Source organism: Bacillus sp. Pc3 (assembly GCF_000815145.1).
In the GTDB taxonomy this organism is placed as follows: Bacteria; Bacillota; Bacilli; order Bacillales; family Bacillaceae; genus Bacillus; species Bacillus velezensis.
Genome location: NZ_CP010406.1, coordinates 3,217,483 through 3,233,320, shown reverse-complemented (window position 1 = coordinate 3,233,320; position 15,838 = coordinate 3,217,483). Strand labels below are relative to the sequence as shown.

15 protein-coding genes and 1 pseudogene are annotated in these 15,838 nt (G+C 46.8%); 5 read left to right on the top strand and 11 right to left on the bottom strand.

Features of this window, described 5'->3' with window-relative positions; translation table 11 throughout:
• Positions 1 to 290: 290 nt before the first annotated feature.
• From SB24_RS15575 to SB24_RS15570, 3 genes and pseudogenes are all read right to left on the bottom strand, one after another.
• Positions 291 to 701 carry a YjdF family protein gene (locus SB24_RS15575; RefSeq protein ID WP_031379142.1) on the bottom strand — a complete coding sequence of 137 codons (411 nt, stop codon included), beginning with the start codon at positions 699 to 701 and terminating at the stop codon, positions 291 to 293.
• Positions 702 to 863: 162 nt separating this feature from the next.
• Positions 864 to 1,000 (bottom strand): annotated as a pseudogene (locus tag SB24_RS19730) (peptidoglycan-binding domain-containing protein); the annotation flags it as partial.
• A 126-nt stretch (positions 1,001 to 1,126) separates the two neighbouring features.
• Positions 1,127 to 1,591 (bottom strand): DUF441 domain-containing protein, encoded by a 465-nt coding sequence (locus SB24_RS15570; protein ID WP_015417989.1) that lies wholly within the window; start codon positions 1,589 to 1,591, stop codon positions 1,127 to 1,129.
• Between the two features lie 97 nt (positions 1,592 to 1,688).
• Here SB24_RS15570 and ytvI point away from each other — a divergent pair, with 97 nt between their 5' ends.
• Positions 1,689 to 2,804 carry a sporulation integral membrane protein YtvI gene (gene ytvI, locus SB24_RS15565; RefSeq protein ID WP_003152446.1) on the top strand — a complete coding sequence of 372 codons (1,116 nt, stop codon included), beginning with the start codon at positions 1,689 to 1,691 and terminating at the stop codon, positions 2,802 to 2,804.
• A 31-nt stretch (positions 2,805 to 2,835) separates the two neighbouring features.
• On the opposite strand, the gene SB24_RS15560 is transcribed toward ytvI, so the two are convergent.
• The 7 genes from SB24_RS15560 to dnaE all read right to left on the bottom strand — a co-directional run bounded on the left by SB24_RS15560 (position 2,836) and on the right by dnaE (position 13,151).
• Complete coding sequence (locus SB24_RS15560) at positions 2,836 to 3,219, bottom strand: FxsA family protein (RefSeq protein ID WP_012118168.1); 384 nt, start codon at positions 3,217 to 3,219, stop codon at positions 2,836 to 2,838.
• Between the two features lie 110 nt (positions 3,220 to 3,329).
• Entirely contained in the window at positions 3,330 to 5,087 is a 1,758-nt protein-coding gene (gene pyk / locus SB24_RS15555; protein ID WP_031379141.1) for a pyruvate kinase, read from the bottom strand.
• Positions 5,088 to 5,126: 39 nt separating this feature from the next.
• Positions 5,127 to 6,086 carry a 6-phosphofructokinase gene (gene pfkA / locus SB24_RS15550; protein WP_007408068.1) on the bottom strand — a complete coding sequence of 320 codons (960 nt, stop codon included), beginning with the start codon at positions 6,084 to 6,086 and terminating at the stop codon, positions 5,127 to 5,129.
• Positions 6,087 to 6,277: 191 nt separating this feature from the next.
• Entirely contained in the window at positions 6,278 to 7,255 is a 978-nt protein-coding gene (accA, locus tag SB24_RS15545; RefSeq protein ID WP_015417990.1) for an acetyl-CoA carboxylase carboxyl transferase subunit alpha, read from the bottom strand.
• Entirely contained in the window at positions 7,240 to 8,112 is an 873-nt protein-coding gene (accD, locus tag SB24_RS15540; RefSeq protein ID WP_003152441.1) for an acetyl-CoA carboxylase, carboxyltransferase subunit beta, read from the bottom strand. The genes accA and accD overlap by 16 nt, the downstream gene beginning before the upstream one ends.
• A 328-nt stretch (positions 8,113 to 8,440) precedes the next feature.
• On the bottom strand, positions 8,441 to 9,673 hold the full coding sequence (locus tag SB24_RS15530) for an NADP-dependent malic enzyme (RefSeq protein WP_007408064.1): 1,233 nt from the start codon (positions 9,671 to 9,673) through the stop codon (positions 8,441 to 8,443).
• A gap of 139 nt (positions 9,674 to 9,812) precedes the next feature.
• Positions 9,813 to 13,151 (bottom strand): DNA polymerase III subunit alpha, encoded by a 3,339-nt coding sequence (gene dnaE / locus SB24_RS15525; RefSeq protein WP_039254229.1) that lies wholly within the window; start codon positions 13,149 to 13,151, stop codon positions 9,813 to 9,815.
• A 142-nt stretch (positions 13,152 to 13,293) separates the two neighbouring features.
• Here dnaE and SB24_RS15520 point away from each other — a divergent pair, with 142 nt between their 5' ends.
• From SB24_RS15520 to SB24_RS15510, 3 genes are all read left to right on the top strand, one after another.
• A complete protein-coding gene (locus SB24_RS15520) occupies positions 13,294 to 13,635 on the top strand; it encodes a sporulation membrane protein YtrH (protein ID WP_003152438.1) in 342 nt (113 codons plus the stop codon).
• Positions 13,632 to 14,135, top strand: coding sequence for a sporulation membrane protein YtrI (ytrI, locus tag SB24_RS15515; protein ID WP_007408062.1), 504 nt, complete (start codon positions 13,632 to 13,634; stop codon positions 14,133 to 14,135). The genes SB24_RS15520 and ytrI overlap by 4 nt, the downstream gene beginning before the upstream one ends.
• A 105-nt stretch (positions 14,136 to 14,240) precedes the next feature.
• The gene (locus SB24_RS15510; protein ID WP_003152436.1) at positions 14,241 to 14,432 is read left to right on the top strand and encodes a YtzJ family protein; all 192 of its coding nucleotides are present in this window, start codon (positions 14,241 to 14,243) and stop codon (positions 14,430 to 14,432) included.
• A 17-nt stretch (positions 14,433 to 14,449) separates the two neighbouring features.
• On the opposite strand, the gene SB24_RS15505 is transcribed toward SB24_RS15510, so the two are convergent.
• Positions 14,450 to 15,391 carry a DHH family phosphoesterase gene (locus SB24_RS15505; RefSeq protein ID WP_031379139.1) on the bottom strand — a complete coding sequence of 314 codons (942 nt, stop codon included), beginning with the start codon at positions 15,389 to 15,391 and terminating at the stop codon, positions 14,450 to 14,452.
• A gap of 116 nt (positions 15,392 to 15,507) precedes the next feature.
• Between SB24_RS15505 and SB24_RS15500 the strand changes: the two genes are divergently transcribed.
• The gene (locus SB24_RS15500; protein ID WP_007408059.1) at positions 15,508 to 15,810 is read left to right on the top strand and encodes a YtpI family protein; all 303 of its coding nucleotides are present in this window, start codon (positions 15,508 to 15,510) and stop codon (positions 15,808 to 15,810) included.
• Positions 15,811 to 15,838: the final 28 nt, after the last annotated feature.

Genomic DNA, 15,838 nt, shown 5'->3' with positions numbered 1-15,838 from the left:
CGGATCAGCTTCAGAAATCCAGGTCTTGGTTTTTAGTTGGCTCCCCGCACATGGACTGGAATCGTTTGACTGCATTTGCGCTGTTTTCGGGCTGTAAATATCCTCATCAAACCGTTCATCAATTGAAACTGACTCATTTACTGATGTAAGTGATTTTAAATAAATGGCAGAAAAACCCTCCTCATTTCGAGAAGGGCTCTGACTTATACTTCTTTTTCTCTAAATCAGTCCGAAGAAACTAACTGATGCCGCTCAACTTTTCAATCGAAGGGCTTCATCGGGCTCTCCAACTATTTTCCCCTATGCTTTTCTTTTGCTTTTTGTTTTCTGATTAAATATTTTTGTTCCTTTATTTTTTCTCTTTGTTTTCTATTCAGTTGTTTTTTCTTTTCTTTTCTTGCTTCAAGCTCCTGTTTTATCGCTTTTTGTGCCTTAGTTGATATCCCGATATTTTTCATTTCTTTAGAAGCTTGTCGCTGCAATCTTTTTGGGTTTAATTTCTTAGATTTTGCTTTAACACAAACCCCTTCTTGTTCAGTGTGGGAGAGAGTCTGTAAAAGTTGATTATTAACAAAATGCATTATTTCTGAATCCTTTGGCTGTTGTCCAAACAAATGACGAATTGCTCTTAATTTCCCATCATTCACAACTTCAATTACTCCTACCCAAAACTGACCATCGTAGTAAACCGTTAATTTCATAACGATTCCCTCCTCCTAAATTTACTGAAGAATGATGGACATCCCGAGGAGGGGAAGGTTACTGACATTTTAAATCATGCATCCGGACTACCAACCGAATTGTGTTTTTTCATTCTCATTATAAATTTAACAAACTTTCAAATTGAAGGAAAGGGTCTCCGCTTATTTTAACAACACTTCAAGTTTTGATTTGGTTCAAGTGCATAAATTCCATCAGCTTTTAATCCATTCATCAATTGGAACCGCCTTACTGCATCTTCAGTCTTCGTGCCATATGCGCCGTCGATTCCGAAGTTCTTTGTTACATGGTAAGCCACTTCATTCATCGGAATAATGCAAATGGCATTTGTCTGAACTACAAAATGCGAAGGTGCAAACTCTAATTTTCTCCACAAAAAAAAGCAGCTTTACGCCGCTTTTTTACTTTACGAAGTGAACATTTTAACGATTTGCATGGCCAAGTAGGCGATTCCGGCGCCGATTAACGGGCCGACGGCGACGCCTCCGAAAAGCGCGACGGCAAGTATCGTGCCGATGACCAGCGCCGTTGTAATATGAGGGTCGTTTTCCAATAAGGTGAGACCGTTTTTGGCGATTAAGGCAACCGCGATCCCGGCACCGAGAGCGATCCACGCATAATATGATTTCATCGCTTCTCCGAGCTGTTTAAAACCGATATCGCCTGTGGCAATCGGCACTAAAACGGCGATTGTAATGACGGTGACTCCCCAGTTGATGCCTTTTGACTGAATAACCGGAAATAGTTTCTGATCAAGACCGACAGCTTTTATCACAATGAGAAAGCCGACGGCAAAAAGCAATGACTGATTTTTGGCTACCAATGCGATGGCCAGCAATAATAGTAAAAATAAATTCGCCTGTGTAAACATCCTGAAAGCACCTTCTTTCATCATATCTGTATTCATATCCTTTTTTTTGACGAATAAACTAATGTAATAGGACGTGCCGACCGAGAGGAGGATCGATGTGAATCCGCACTATGCAACTGTTTTTTTCCGCGCGCTGTTTGTACTCGCTGCGGCCGGCGGCGCTTTAGCGGCCGGTTACGCCTCATTTCCGTTAACTTATCCGTTTCTGATCGCCCTTATTCTGTCATCAGCGATCATTCCCGTTGTTGACTGGCTGGACAAACTGACGGGGCTGCCCCGGTCAGTCAATACTGTCATTGTCCTGGTCTTCTTTTTGCTTATTCTTCTTGGGGCGGCGACATTTCTCGTTGCGGAAATCATTTCGGGAACCGCCTATCTGGCCAAAACGCTCCCTCCTCATATCAGCGCCTTTATGACGTATTGCGAAGAGCTGTTCACTTCCCGCATTCAGCCATTGTACCACGAGCTGACCGTCCTATTTAACGGACTGGAAACCAATCAGCAGGCATCCATCGTGACGCATATTCAGACCCTCGGTGATACAGCAGCTAAAAATGCGGGGCTGATGCTTTCACATCTTTTGGAGCTGGTGCCGAAATGGATTGCCTTCCTTCCCAATACAGCTGCCGTCTTCATTTTCGCAATGCTGGCGACTTTTTTTATGACAAAGGACTGGCATAAGCTGAAGGCGCTGCTTTATTCCATTTTTCCGGAACGGGTTTCGGCAAACGCCAAGGCCGTATCGGGAGAGCTGAAAAAAGCGATGGCAGGTTTCATTAAGGCGCAGGCCGTGCTCATACTTTTCACGATGATCATTGTCTTTATCGGACTTTTTCTATTAGGGATTGAGCATGCGGCAACCATCGCCTTTTTTATCGGCCTGGTGGACCTTCTCCCGTATCTCGGCGCCGGGTCGGTCTTTGTTCCCTGGATTATGTATTTGGCCATTGCCGGTCAGCTTCCTCAAGCGATCGGTCTCGGTGTTTTATATATTGTGGTTCTCATTCAGCGCCAGCTGACGGAGCCGAAAATTTTAAGCAAGTCAATCGGACTTGATCCGCTTGCGACCTTAATCGCCCTGTTTGCCGGCTTTAAATTGTTCGGAATTTTAGGACTGGCTGCGGGGCCCGCGCTGCTCGTTTTCATTCAGGCCTTTATCACAACGGGCGCTTTAAAAGAAATATGGGCCTATATTACTGTTCAGTCCAAATAAAAACAGCAGCCCTGTAAGAAGGCTGCCGTTTTTATTTGATAATGATCCGCTTGTTTTTTGACATTCCTCTCAGCCATTTGAACAAAAGCGGCTTCATGCGGTTCCGAGTGAACGGAATCAGAAGACAGGCCCCTGCAATATCGGACAGAAAACCCGGAAGCATCAAAAGCAGGCCTCCGAAAAAGACGCATATTCCGTCAAGAAGCGCTTCCCCCGGCATTTTGCCGTGCTGCAGATCGCGCATCACCCGATGATACACATCGGTTCCCTGTCTTTTTGCCACCAAGGCGCCTAACACGCCTGTCAAAATGATGAGAAGGAAGGTCGGAAAAATACCGAGCCATTTTCCCGCCAGCAGAAACAAACCGATTTCAATTGCCGGACATACGATAAACAGTAAGAATAATACTCTCATTTTTCTGCCCTCCTGCCCTTCTAAAAGCGCGTCACCGCCCGCATGGGAATAGGAAAATCAGCCTAAAGACAAAAGAGAAGGGAGAACCCCCCTCTCTTTTTTAAAGCTGTTTAAAGAACGCTTGCGCGGCCTTCATACACAGCGCCGCGGGCAGCGTCAACTGTGATAACCTGTCCTTCTGTTAAAACTGAAGTTGCGTTCTCCAGACCGACGATAACCGGAATGCCCAAGCTTAAACCGACAACGGCTGCATGGCTTGTCAGACCGCCTTCTTCAGTGATGAGCGCTGATGCTTTTTCAAGTGAAGCGATCATGTCGCGGTCAGTGCTTGAAGCAACCAATACTGCGCCGTCTGTCATTTTTTGTTCAGCTTCTTTCGCATTTTTTGCAACAACGACCGGACCGAATGCAGATTTGCGTCCGATGCCTTGCCCTTTCGCGATAATGCTGCCGACAGTGTGGACTTTCATCAGATTCGTCGTGCCTGATTCACCGACAGAACCTGCTGTAATGACAATCAGATCACCGCGTTTCACGATGCCGCTGTCAAGTGATTTTTGAACCGCGTCTTCAAGCATTTCATCGGTTGAATTCGCGTTTTGGCCGCTTGCCGGGAATACACCGAATACAAGGCCGAGTTTGCGTGATACAGACTCATTAACCGTAACGGCTACAATCGGAGCCTGCGGACGGTATTTCGCGATCATACGCGCCGTATGGCCGCTTTCTGTAGGGGTAACGATAGCTGCCGCACTCAGATTGATCGCCGTGTGCGCAACTGATTGGCCGATCGCATCGGTAATCGTCATGCCGACCTGATCTCTGCGTTTAGACAGAATTTCTTTGTAGTTCAGAGATTCTTCCGTGCGTGTGGCGATGTTAAACATTGTTTGAACCGCCTCGACAGGATATTGTCCCGCAGCCGTCTCACCGGAAAGCATGATAGCGTCTGTGCCGTCGAAAATGGCGTTGGCAACGTCACTTGCTTCAGCGCGTGTCGGGCGAGGGTTGCGCTGCATGCTGTCAAGCATTTGTGTCGCAGTAATAACCGGTTTTCCGAGCGCGTTGCATTTTTTGATCATTTCTTTTTGCACGAGCGGCACTTCTTCGGCCGGAATCTCTACGCCGAGGTCTCCGCGCGCTACCATTAAGCCGTCAGATACTTCCAGGATCGCGTCCAGGTTGTCCACGCCTTCCTGGTTCTCGATCTTAGGAATGATTTGAATGTCAGACGCGTTATGCTCTTCAAGCAGTTCGCGGATTTCAAGGACATCCGTAGAACGGCGTACAAATGACGCAGCGATGAAATCAACGCCTTGCTCGATACCGAATACGATGTCTTTGGCGTCTTTTTCAGTAATTCCGGGAAGGTTGACGCTGACGCCGGGAACATTTACGCCTTTTTTATTTTTCAGCGTGCCGCTGTTTAAGATTTTTGTTTTGATTTCGTGTTTTTCCGGATTTGATTCTAGCACTTCCAATCCGATTAAACCGTCATCCAACAGGATGATAGACCCTGCTGACACGTCGTCTGCCAGGCCTTCATAAGAAACTGAGAATTTTTCAAGCGTTCCCAGCACCTGTTTCGTAGAAACGATAATTTCATTTCCCGCCTGAAGCTCAAGCGCGCCGTTTTCCATATCGTGCGTGCGGATTTCCGGACCTTTTGTATCGAGGAGAATCCCCACGTTTTTGCCGAGCTTTTTGCTTGCTTCTCTGATGTTTTTGATTCTTGCGCCGTGCTCTTCGAAATCACCGTGTGAAAAATTCAGACGAGCAACGTTCATACCCGCTTCCATCAATTTTGTCAGCATTTCTACACTTTCACTGGCCGGACCGATTGTACAAACGATTTTTGTTTTTTTCAACTCGTTCACTTCCTTCTGAAATCTTCAGCTTCTTCCGCCTTAAATAGACAGTTCTTTTGAAAGCTGATACATGTTTGGTTCAACAGTATGTTTTGATTCTAAAATTTCTATAATATCATGGTCTACAAGCTTGTTGTTTTGTATACCTACGCAGCGTCCGCCTTTTCCTTTAAGCAGAAGCTCAACCGCGTAAGCGCCGAGGCGGCTTGCAAGAACCCGGTCAGAAGCGCTTGGAGATCCGCCGCGCTGGATGTGTCCTAAAACGGATACCCGTGTTTCAAGGTTCGTTTCTTCTTCGATGCGTTTTCCGAATTCAACCCCGCTGCCTACCCCTTCTGCAACGATGATGATACTGTGTTTTTTGCCGCGGTCGTGCCCTCTCTTCAAACGGCCGATAATTTCCTGCATATCGTAGTCCGCTTCAGGAATTAAAATTGATTCCGCTCCGCCTGCAAGACCTGCCCATAAAGCAATGTCGCCCGCATGGCGCCCCATCACTTCAATAACGTATGTACGCTCATGAGACGTAGCGGTGTCACGGATTTTATCAATCGCATCAATTACGGTGTTTAACGCCGTATCAAATCCGATCGTAAAATCAGTTCCCGGGATGTCATTATCTATCGTACCCGGTACACCCACACACGGAAACCCGTGTTCCGTTAATTTTTTCGCACCCATGTATGAACCGTCTCCGCCGATGACGACAAGACCTTCAATGCCGAGTTTCTTTAAATTTTCGATTCCTTTTTCACGGCCTTCAACTGTTTTGAATTCAGGACATCTGGCCGTATACAGCTTTGTTCCGCCGCGGTGGATGATGTCACCGACCGAACCAAGCTCCAGTTTCTCTATTTTACCGCTGATTAATCCTGAATAACCGTTATAAATTCCGTACACTTCGACGTCGTGGTAGATAGCTTTCCGCACAACCGCGCGCACCGCAGCGTTCATACCCGGGGAATCCCCGCCGCTCGTTAAAACTCCTATACGCTTCATTTCCTATTCACCTCAGCAACATATATATGTTAAACATATCATGATCATTGCCCTAAAACAATGAAAAGGGACGCCTGAGCTCCCATGAAACCTTACCTATTATACAATTAAATAAATTGTTTTTAAATAAAATTTAAGGAATATCACAAAAATCACAAAAAATAAACGTGAGCCATAGGCTTCACGTCTATTCAGTTTACCCCGATATATTGATCCTCAACCGAAACTTTCCCGATTGCTTTATATTTTTCATAGCGCTGTGAGATCAATTCTTCGGCGTTCAATTGAAGAAGAGATTTTAACGTTTCTTTAAGAATACCGTCAATGTAGCCCGCCTGCTGCTTAATATCATGGTGAGCTCCGCCCTTCACTTCTTTAATCATATCATCAATAATTCCTAATTCTAATAAATCGGGCGCAGTAATCTTCATGGATTCGGCCGCTTTTTTCGCAAGGCCGGAGTCTTTCCACAAAATGGATGCGGCTCCTTCAGGAGAAATAACGGAATACGTCGAGTTCTCAAGCATCAGCATGCGGTTGCCCACACCTAACGCAAGCGCGCCTCCGCTGCCGCCTTCCCCGATGACGATACAAACGACAGGCACTGTCAGGCCGGCCATCTCGAACAGGTTCTTGGCGATGGCTTCACTTTGTCCCCGCTCCTCCGCCGCTTTACCCGGGTACGCTCCCTTCGTGTCGATGAAGCAGATAATCGGGCGGTTGAACTTATCCGCCTGCTTCATGAGACGAAGCGCTTTGCGGTAGCCCTCAGGGTGAGGCATCCCGAAATTGCGGACAAGGTTTTCTTTCGTGTCTTTTCCGCGCTGATGTCCGATGACGGTGACCGGCATGCCGTGATATTTGGCGACTCCGCCGACAATCGCCGCATCATCTCCGTATGTTCTGTCTCCGTGGCACTCAAAAAAGTCGGTAAACAGGTATTGAATGTAATCAAGCGTCGTCGGCCGGTCGGGAAGGCGTGCGATCTGCACTCTGTCCCACGGCTTCAGGTTTTTATAAATCTCATCCTGGAGCTTGCTGAGCCGGTCTTCAAGTCTTGCGATTTCAGCGCTTAAATCCATCTCCGAATCTTGGGTGAATTTTTTCAGTTCGGCGATTTTCGTCTGCAGTTCAATCACTGGTTTTTCAAATTCTAATCTTGCAGCCACTCATGCTCACCTCCTGTTTGGTGCATGTCCAGCAGAAATGCGAGTTTATCTTTCATGTCGTTTCGGTGAATCACCGCATCAAGCTGGCCGTGCTTTAATAAAAATTCCGCCGTCTGGAAATCTTCCGGCAGTTTTTCCCCGATCGTCTGTTCAATAATACGTCTTCCGGCAAATCCGATCAAGGCGCCCGGTTCAGCGAAATTATAATCACCGAGAGACGCGAAACTGGCCGATACACCGCCTGTCGTCGGATGGGTCATGACAGAAATAATCAATCCCTGCTCCTCACTGAACAGTTTTAATGCAGAGCTTGTCTTTGCCATTTGCATAAGACTTAAGACCCCCTCCTGCATACGTGCGCCGCCGGAAGCGGTAAAGATGATAAACGGGACTTTTTCCTCTTTTGCTTTTTCAATTGCAAGCGTGATTTTTTCGCCGACAACCGAACCCATGCTGCCCATTCGGAATGTTGAATCCATGATCGCGATCACGGCAGGGAATCCGCTGATGGTTCCTTTTCCGGTAACCACCGCTTCATTCAGCGATGTTTTCTCACGGTCTTTTTCGATTTTTTCTAAGTATTCCGGGAAACCGAGCGGGTTTTCAGATATCATTCCCTGGTTGAATTCTTCGAATGAATCTTCATCCAGGAGGCTTTCAATGCGCTGCTTTGCATTCATCGGGAAATGGTGCCCGCAGTTCATGCAGACGCGCAGGTTTTTATCTAACTCTTTTGTGAGCATGATTTTTTTACATTTGGGGCACTTTGTCATAATGCCTTCCGGAACATCATGTTTTGCCTGCTCAGACGGCACGGAAGCATATTTTTTCTTTTTTGTGAATATATCCTTTAACAAATGATTACCTCCCTTTTGTGAAGGGTTCTCTTCACTGCATGTCTTCCGATTAGATAGACTTAATAATAACTTTACCGAAACTATTGTACTTTTTTTGTCAAACGGTGTCATCCTCCATTCGACTTTTTTTGCTGCAAAACAGACGGAAACGGACGGATTTCATACCGTAAAAAGCGTTGTTCAGCCTTATCTGTCAGCGTTTTCAAAAGAAATAAGGATTCTGCTAAAATTTTTTTAAGACCTGCCCTTAAAAAAATTTCAGCAGTCCGTATATTGAACAGCAGCGCGTTGTTTTTTTCCAACGCGCTGCCATTTCATTTTTGTGTTATTATTCGCCGATGACCGTAAGCTGTCTTGTTTTTTCAGCCACTTCTTCAGGATCGACCGTAATTCTGGCGACGCCCGTTTCCATCGCTGCTTTCGCAACAGCTTTCGCAACGGCAGGAGCCACACGTTTGTCAAATGGAGCCGGGATGACATAATCAGCGCTTAATTCTTCCTCTGAAACAAGGGAAGCAATCGCTTCAACCGCAGCAATTTTCATTTCTTCGTTGATGTGAGTCGCGCGAACGTCAAGCGCCCCGCGGAAAATTCCAGGGAATGCCAGGACGTTGTTGACCTGGTTCGGGAAATCAGAACGGCCTGTTCCGATTACGCTTGCGCCGGCTGCGCGCGCGTCTTCAGGCATGATTTCCGGATTCGGGTTGGCCATTGCGAAGATAATCGGATCTTTCGCCATGCTCTCCACCATTTCTTTCGTCAGTGCACCTTCGACTGATACGCCGATAAAGACGTCTGCATCTTTAATGACATCCTGCAGCGAACCGTCGTTGCGGTCTTGGTTTGTAAACTTCGCCACTTCGTTTTTCACTGCGTTCATGCCGGCCGGACGCCCTTCGTAAATCGCCCCTTTAGAGTCGCACATTACGATGTTGCGTACGCCGAAATGGTAAAGAAGCTTGATGATCGCGATGCCTGCCGCTCCCGCTCCGTTTGCCACAACTTTAATGGATGACATGGATTTTCCTGATAATTTCAGCGCGTTTACAAGTCCGGCAACGGTTACAATGGCAGTGCCGTGCTGATCATCGTGGAAAACCGGGATGTTTGTTTCTTTTTTCAGGCGCTCTTCGATAATGAAGCAGTTCGGCGCCGCAATATCTTCAAGGTTGACACCGCCGAATGTCGGTGCAAGCAGCTTTACAGTGTCAATGATTTTGTCCACATCGTTTGTGTCAAGCGCGATCGGGAATGCATCCACGCCCGCGAAACTTTTGAACAGCACCGCTTTCCCTTCCATGACCGGAAGTGAAGCTTCAGGCCCGATATTACCGAGACCGAGAACGGCTGATCCGTCTGTTACGACTGCTACCATGTTCCCCTTCATTGTATAATCATATACTTTGTTTTTATCGTCATAAATCTCTTTACAAGGCTCAGCTACTCCGGGAGAGTAAGCAAGGCTTAAGTCATCTGCATTTCTGACTTCTACCTTTGCTTTTGATTCCAGCTTTCCTTGATTTACTTTGTGTAAATGTAACGCTTCTTCTCTTAATGACATTCTAAACACTCCTTTTAAGTACTTTGTTACATATTCTGCCGCATAGACTGGTACAATCGCTGGAGGTGAAAAATTTCAGAATCTTTAAATAAGATAGCACAATTGTTTCAATTGTATAACAAAACGATTATTGTTACCACTATTTTAACACGACGTTTTCGCGGCCCAGCAGCTCTTTTAAACGGTATAACACCTGATGGTCCGCCTGAATATGAAAAGTATCCGGCAGCCTGATCGTCTGCTTGTCTTTTTCATAATAAAGATAAACGCCGGTTTCCCCTTTATGCTCCAGTAAAATACGCTTCATCTTTTCCAAATACTCCTGATTGTGCCGGCTGCCCTCGATTTTGATGTAAACAGACGGCGCTCTGTCTGCCTCCGTCTGCTCAAGAAGAGAAGCGGATGACATGATGAATTGTGTCTTCTCCTGACGCTCTTCCATTTTTCCGGCGGCGAATAATAGCGCGCCTTCCTTTAACAGCGGAGACAGCCTTCTATATTGGTCAGGAAACACGACGGCTTCCATTTCTCCCGTTTCATCGCTTAATGTGAGAAACGCCATATGCTGACCTGTCTTTGTCCGAATCGTTTTGATGCCCGCGAGCAAAGCGCCGATTGACAGCTGCCCCTTCGGCATCTGCCGCGCTGCTGTGATCGCTTGCGCCCCCCGTTTTTTCAGGAGATCCCTGAAAGCGGATAAAGGATGGCTTGAGAAATAAACACCGAGAGCTTCTTTTTCGAACCGAAGCTTGTCCACGAGCGGAAATTCCTCAGCCTCTACATATTTTGGCTTAATGGAGAACGATTCTTCCAAAAACAATCCCATTTGGTCATCGTCTGCACGAAACAGTTCAGCGTGCTCTAAAGCCACATCAACGGAGGCCAGCAAGGCGGCGCGATTTTGATTGAATTCGTCCATGGCGCCAGAAAATATAAGGGCTTCGATAGCTTTCCGATTCACGCTTTTTGCAGGTACGCGAAAGCAAAAATCGAAAAGATCCTCGAACGGTTTATGTGTTCTTGCTTTATAAATATCTTTCACTGCCGAGACGCCTACGTTTTTAACGGCCCGCAAACTGTATCTGACGGCTCCGTTTTCCGGCGCAAACGGAAAACCGCTTTTGTTTATTGACGGCGGAAGGACTTGAATCCCGCTCCCCTTCGCTTCATGCAGATATTGCGATATTTTGTCCTCATTGCCGATGACGCTCGTCAACAGCCCGCACATAAAATATAACGGATAATGCGCTTTTAAATAGGCGAGCTGATAGCCGATCATGCTGTATGCGACAGCATGGCTTCTGTTGAATCCGTAGTTAGCGAATTTTACAATCAGATCGTAGACCTCGTTTGCAGTGACTACAGAATACTCCTTTTTTAAGCACCCTTCAACAAAATGGCTTCGCTCTCTGTCCAGAATGTCCTTTTGCTTTTTGCTGACAGCCCGTCTGAGCAGATCCGCTTCACCTAATGAAAACCCTGCCATGCGCGAGGCGATCATCATTATCTGTTCTTGATAGACGATGACGCCGTAAGTGTCACTGAGAATATTTCGTACGTCCTCGTGCGGCACTTCCACACGCGCCCGCCCGTGCTTCCGGTCGATAAATAAAGGAATATTTTCCATCGGTCCCGGCCTGTAAAGCGCGTTAACCGCGACAATGTCTTCCAGTCTTGACGGCTTCAGGCGTTTCAGCACGTTTCTCATTCCTGATGATTCCAGCTGGAAAATACCCGTCGTATCACCGTTTGACAATAGTGAGAACGTTTTTTCATCCTGATAAGAAATCTCGGAAAAATCAATTTTCGTATTCGTCTCTTTTTCAATCATCGTTTTAATGGATTCAATAAGCGTAAGGTTGCGCAAACCTAAAAAGTCCATTTTTAAAAGACCGAGATCTTCCAAGTGATCCATCGCATACTGCGTTAAATACACGCCGTCATGCCCTTCTTGAAGAGGGACAACTTCAGAAAGCGGCTCTTTACTGAGAACGACCCCGGCCGCGTGTGTTGACGTGTGCCGCGGAAGACCTTCAATTTTCCTTGCGATCTGAAACACTTTATGAAGAACGGCGGATTCGGACAGCCGCCTGTTCAGCTGAGCGGACTGCCGCCTCGCTTCATCAAGCGTCATTCCCGGTTTTGACGGAATCAGGCGGGCAAGCTGGTCGGCTTCTTTCGGGCTGATTCCGAACACTCTCCCGGTATCCCTTAACGCCGCCTTTGCGGCCAATGTCCCGAAGGTGATAATCTGGGCGACGTGCATGGCCCCGTACTTATTTTGTACATACTGAATGACCTCATCCCTTCTCGTATCAGGGAAATCGATATCAATATCCGGCATGCTGATCCGCTCGGGATTAAGAAATCTCTCAAACAGCAGAGAATGTTTAAGCGGATCCACGTCGGTAATGAAAAGGGAGTAAGCGACAAGCGAGCCTGCCGCGGACCCCCTTCCCGGGCCTGTCACAATGCCCTTTTCATGCGCGTACTTCATAAAGTCCCATACGATGAGAAAATAATCACTGAATTTCATACGCCTGATGACGTCCAGCTCATATTCAAGCCGGCGGACAGCGCGCTCATCAGGAGTGCCGAAACGGAGGCGCAGCCCCTCATGACAGATCTCCGCCAAATAGTCATCGGCTGATTTGCCGTCCGGCGCCGGAAAAGACGGAAGCTGTGTCTGTCCGAGGCTGACATCGACCCGGCATTGCCGGGCGATACGCGCGGCTGCTTCAATCGCTTCCGGATGCCGCGTGTAAAGCTCTGCCATTTCTTCAGGCGCCCTCAAGTATAAGTCCGGCAGATTCCCGCTCTGATCCTCCCACTTCTCTCCGGCTTTAATAGCGCACAGACAGCGGTACGCATCTTGATCTTCTTTCTTGATATAACGGACATCTCCCGCAGCGCAGACAGCGATTTCCGTTTCGGCTGACAGGCGGAGAATCTCTTCTGATAACGTCTCATGTCCTTTAAACGGCTGGTACCCTAAATAAAAACGGCCGTCTCCGAACAGCTCCCGGAATCCTTCGGCAGCCCGGACCGCTTCTTCAAACTTCCCGGCTTGAAGCAGGCTTTCAATGTACCCGTTTTCACCGGGCGTAATGGCGATCAGCCCCTCATGATAGCTCTTCATCCATTTTCGCTTCATGCCGCCCTTTGCCATGGATTGCAGCGCACTTGAGATTTTCACCAGGTTCTGATATCCGGTGTTTGTCTCTGCTAAAAGAATGAGCGGGTGTGCTTCAAGCTCCGTATCGTCCGTGTATATAGAAGCCGTCAGACCGATAATCGGCTTCATTCCGTTTGATTTGCATGCTTTATAAAACTCAATGGCGCCGTACATCACATTTTCGTCCGTCAGCGCCAATGATGAATATCCGAGTTCCTTCGCTTGTGTAACAAGCTCTTTTACAGAAGCGGCGCTGTTTAACAGACTGTAGCCGCTATGTACTTGCAGGTGAACAAAAGACAATGCCGCCACTCCTTTCCCATACGTTCATTTTGCCTTTCTACATTATAAGACGGGTTTTCTTAAGAAACAAATGTTCTTTTTTGACTCATCATCATACTTGTCCGTTTCGCTCAATATGATAGAAAAGTGAGGTGGTGTATATATGGATCAGGAAGCCGGATTTATGGCGAATTTCATCAGCAGTTATTTTATCGCCCTCGGTGTGTTGCTCGGCGGCGCGCTGATCGGCGGCCTCGGAGCTTATTTATCAGGCGAGCCTCCGCTGACGGCGATCACAAAATTGGCGAACAGGCTGAAGATCTGGGCGCTTGTCGCGGCCATCGGGGGAACATTTGACGCGGTATACAGTTTCGAGCGGGGGCTGTTCGAAGGCAACACGCGCGACATCTTCAAACAGCTTCTTTTAATTATTTCAGCAATGGGCGGCGCGCAGACCGGCTGGCTGATTATTTCATGGCTGACCCAGGAGAATATGTCATCATGAGAATTCCCGAGTATTATAAAAAACCGGGATGGCAGCGTTTTTTTGCGGGAATGATGTGCGGAGCCATCGTCAGCTGGCTGTTCTTTCTGTTTACATACGGAACGTTTCAGGAAGAACAAGTGACGTTAATTGAAAAGCAGCGTGAGCACGCGCGGGATTTAAAAAACCAAATCTCCATCTATCAGAAGGATCTTCATAAATTAAATGAGGATAATAAGCAAAGACTTCTCATCCAAAGTGTTGATGTGAAGCTGATCAATGGGGAAAAATACAGAATCGCCCAGCCTGACAAGATGAAATTTGAGGAACAAGTGAAAGATAATATTTCTGAAGTCATCACAAAAGATATTGAAAGCGTGTATAAAACAAAGGAACTTTTAAAACGGACGATCGAAAACAAAATATACACCATAAATGAGAAGGAATTTAAAGCTGAAGTAAAGGAACTGACGATTTATACGAGATTGTCTGTCGAAATTCATATTTCTTTTGCGACGTAATTATGTCATTTTTAAAAATTTTCCATAGATCTGTCGCTTTTTTCTCCGCTTTTTTATAAACTGTAGATGAGACATTTTCAATGATTCTGAAGGGAGGAAGGGAAAATGGAGGTTTTTAGTGAACGACGCTTGGCAAAAGATCATGCAGCCCGAATCAGACAAGGCTATTCCGCATATGCAGAAACAGACACACTCGCTTCCCTCATAAAAAAAGAACTCCAAATCTGTAATCTCCGCGTCTACGAAGACCTGACTGAATTCGGCTGCTGGTTCATCCCCGTGACAGATGAACACTAAGAAAGAGGGTCTCCCCTCTACTTGTGTTCGTTACATACCTCTTCCAGATCAGCAAGAATCTGATCGGTTTCATCCCAGCTGAAGATGGATGCGCCGGCCGCAAGCGGATGTCCGCCGCCATTGTATTTCCGGGCAATTCCGTTGATGACCGGACCTTTTGAACGGAACCGGACTCTGATTTGATCGTCTTCTTCTACGAAAAACACCCAAGCGCGGATACCCGAAATATTTCCGAGTGTTCCGACAAGCTGCGACGCTTCAGAAGCGGTGGTTCCATATGTCTCCAAAATGTCTTTTTTAATGAAAACGGAAGCGACGCCGTTTTCAGACAGTGACACATTTTGATAAATAAAGCCGTTAAGCTTCACCACATTTAATTTTGTTTCATACAATTGATTGAACAGTTCTGACGATGAAAATGGGAACTCAATGAGCTCTCCCGCGTATTTTAATGTCTTTTTTGTGGTGTTCGGGAATAAGAAACGCCCCGTATCACCGACGATACCCGCGTAGATCAGCTCAGCTGCTTTCGTATTCAGTTTCCAGCCGTGCTGCTTTCCTTCCAGGTACAGCTCATAGATCATTTCGCTTACGGAGCTTGCATTCGTATCGACCCATAACAGATCGCCATACGGATCTTCATTTGGATGGTGGTCTATTTTCATGAGCTTTGCGCCGGAATGGTAGCGCTGATCGTCGATCCTGCCCTGGTTTGCGGTGTCGCACACGATGACAAGAGCATCTTTATAGGTTTCGTCATCCACCTCATCGAGGGAATATAAAAAAGACAAGGACGGCTCAGGCTGTCCGACGGCAAAAATATTTTTTTCGGGATACGTTTCCCGCAGGATTTCCGTAAGGCCGCACTGTGAACCGTAGGCGTCCGGGTCAGGCCTCACATGTCTATGTAAGATAATGGTGTCATATAATGATATGGTTCTGATCAGTTCGGATTTCATCGCTTTCTCCTTTTCGTTTTTATTCATTTAATCATACTCTTTATCCATGGAAAAGGAAAATCTTTCAGCAACGGTATAAACGGTTTTGCAAACTCATATAATGGAGGATTTCATTTATGCTGGTTTTTGTTTTTCTCATCGGGCTTTCTGCCTGCTTTTACGTGTATTACAAAGTAAAAGGAATCCAGACGAAACGGGCGCTGGAAAAAGAATGTTTTTCGGCTAAATCAAGTATGGCATTAGGCGCGCTGGTGTTTTTGTACGGAGTAAACCAAATGATTCTGTTTCACTCCGTCCTGACCCTGGTCATCGGCGGCGTCTTCATTTTAATCGGAGCAGGCAGCGCATGGGCCGGGTATAAAGCCTATAAGCATTATGAGCCCATCCACGCAAAGGAAGCGGAGAGGGACCACGCATAATGAATGCCAAGGGACCCGGGTGCGTCCC

Bases quoted from the DNA above. Each gene is read 5' to 3' on its own strand.
- SB24_RS15575 (WP_031379142.1), bottom strand. From the start codon at position 701: ATGAAATTAACGGTTTACTACGATGGTCAGTTTTGGGTAGGAGTAATT.
- SB24_RS15570 (WP_015417989.1), bottom strand. From the start codon at position 1,591: ATGTTTACACAGGCGAATTTATTTTTACTATTATTGCTGGCCATCGCA.
- SB24_RS15560 (WP_012118168.1), bottom strand. From the start codon at position 3,219: ATGAGAGTATTATTCTTACTGTTTATCGTATGTCCGGCAATTGAAATC.
- pfkA (WP_007408068.1), bottom strand. From the start codon at position 6,086: ATGAAGCGTATAGGAGTTTTAACGAGCGGCGGGGATTCCCCGGGTATG.
- SB24_RS15530 (WP_007408064.1), bottom strand. From the start codon at position 9,673: ATGTCATTAAGAGAAGAAGCGTTACATTTACACAAAGTAAATCAAGGA.
- SB24_RS15520 (WP_003152438.1), top strand. From the start codon at position 13,294: ATGGATCAGGAAGCCGGATTTATGGCGAATTTCATCAGCAGTTATTTT.
- ytrI (WP_007408062.1), top strand. From the start codon at position 13,632: ATGAGAATTCCCGAGTATTATAAAAAACCGGGATGGCAGCGTTTTTTT.
- SB24_RS15510 (WP_003152436.1), top strand. From the start codon at position 14,241: ATGGAGGTTTTTAGTGAACGACGCTTGGCAAAAGATCATGCAGCCCGA.
- SB24_RS15505 (WP_031379139.1), bottom strand. From the start codon at position 15,391: ATGAAATCCGAACTGATCAGAACCATATCATTATATGACACCATTATC.
- SB24_RS15500 (WP_007408059.1), top strand. From the start codon at position 15,508: ATGCTGGTTTTTGTTTTTCTCATCGGGCTTTCTGCCTGCTTTTACGTG.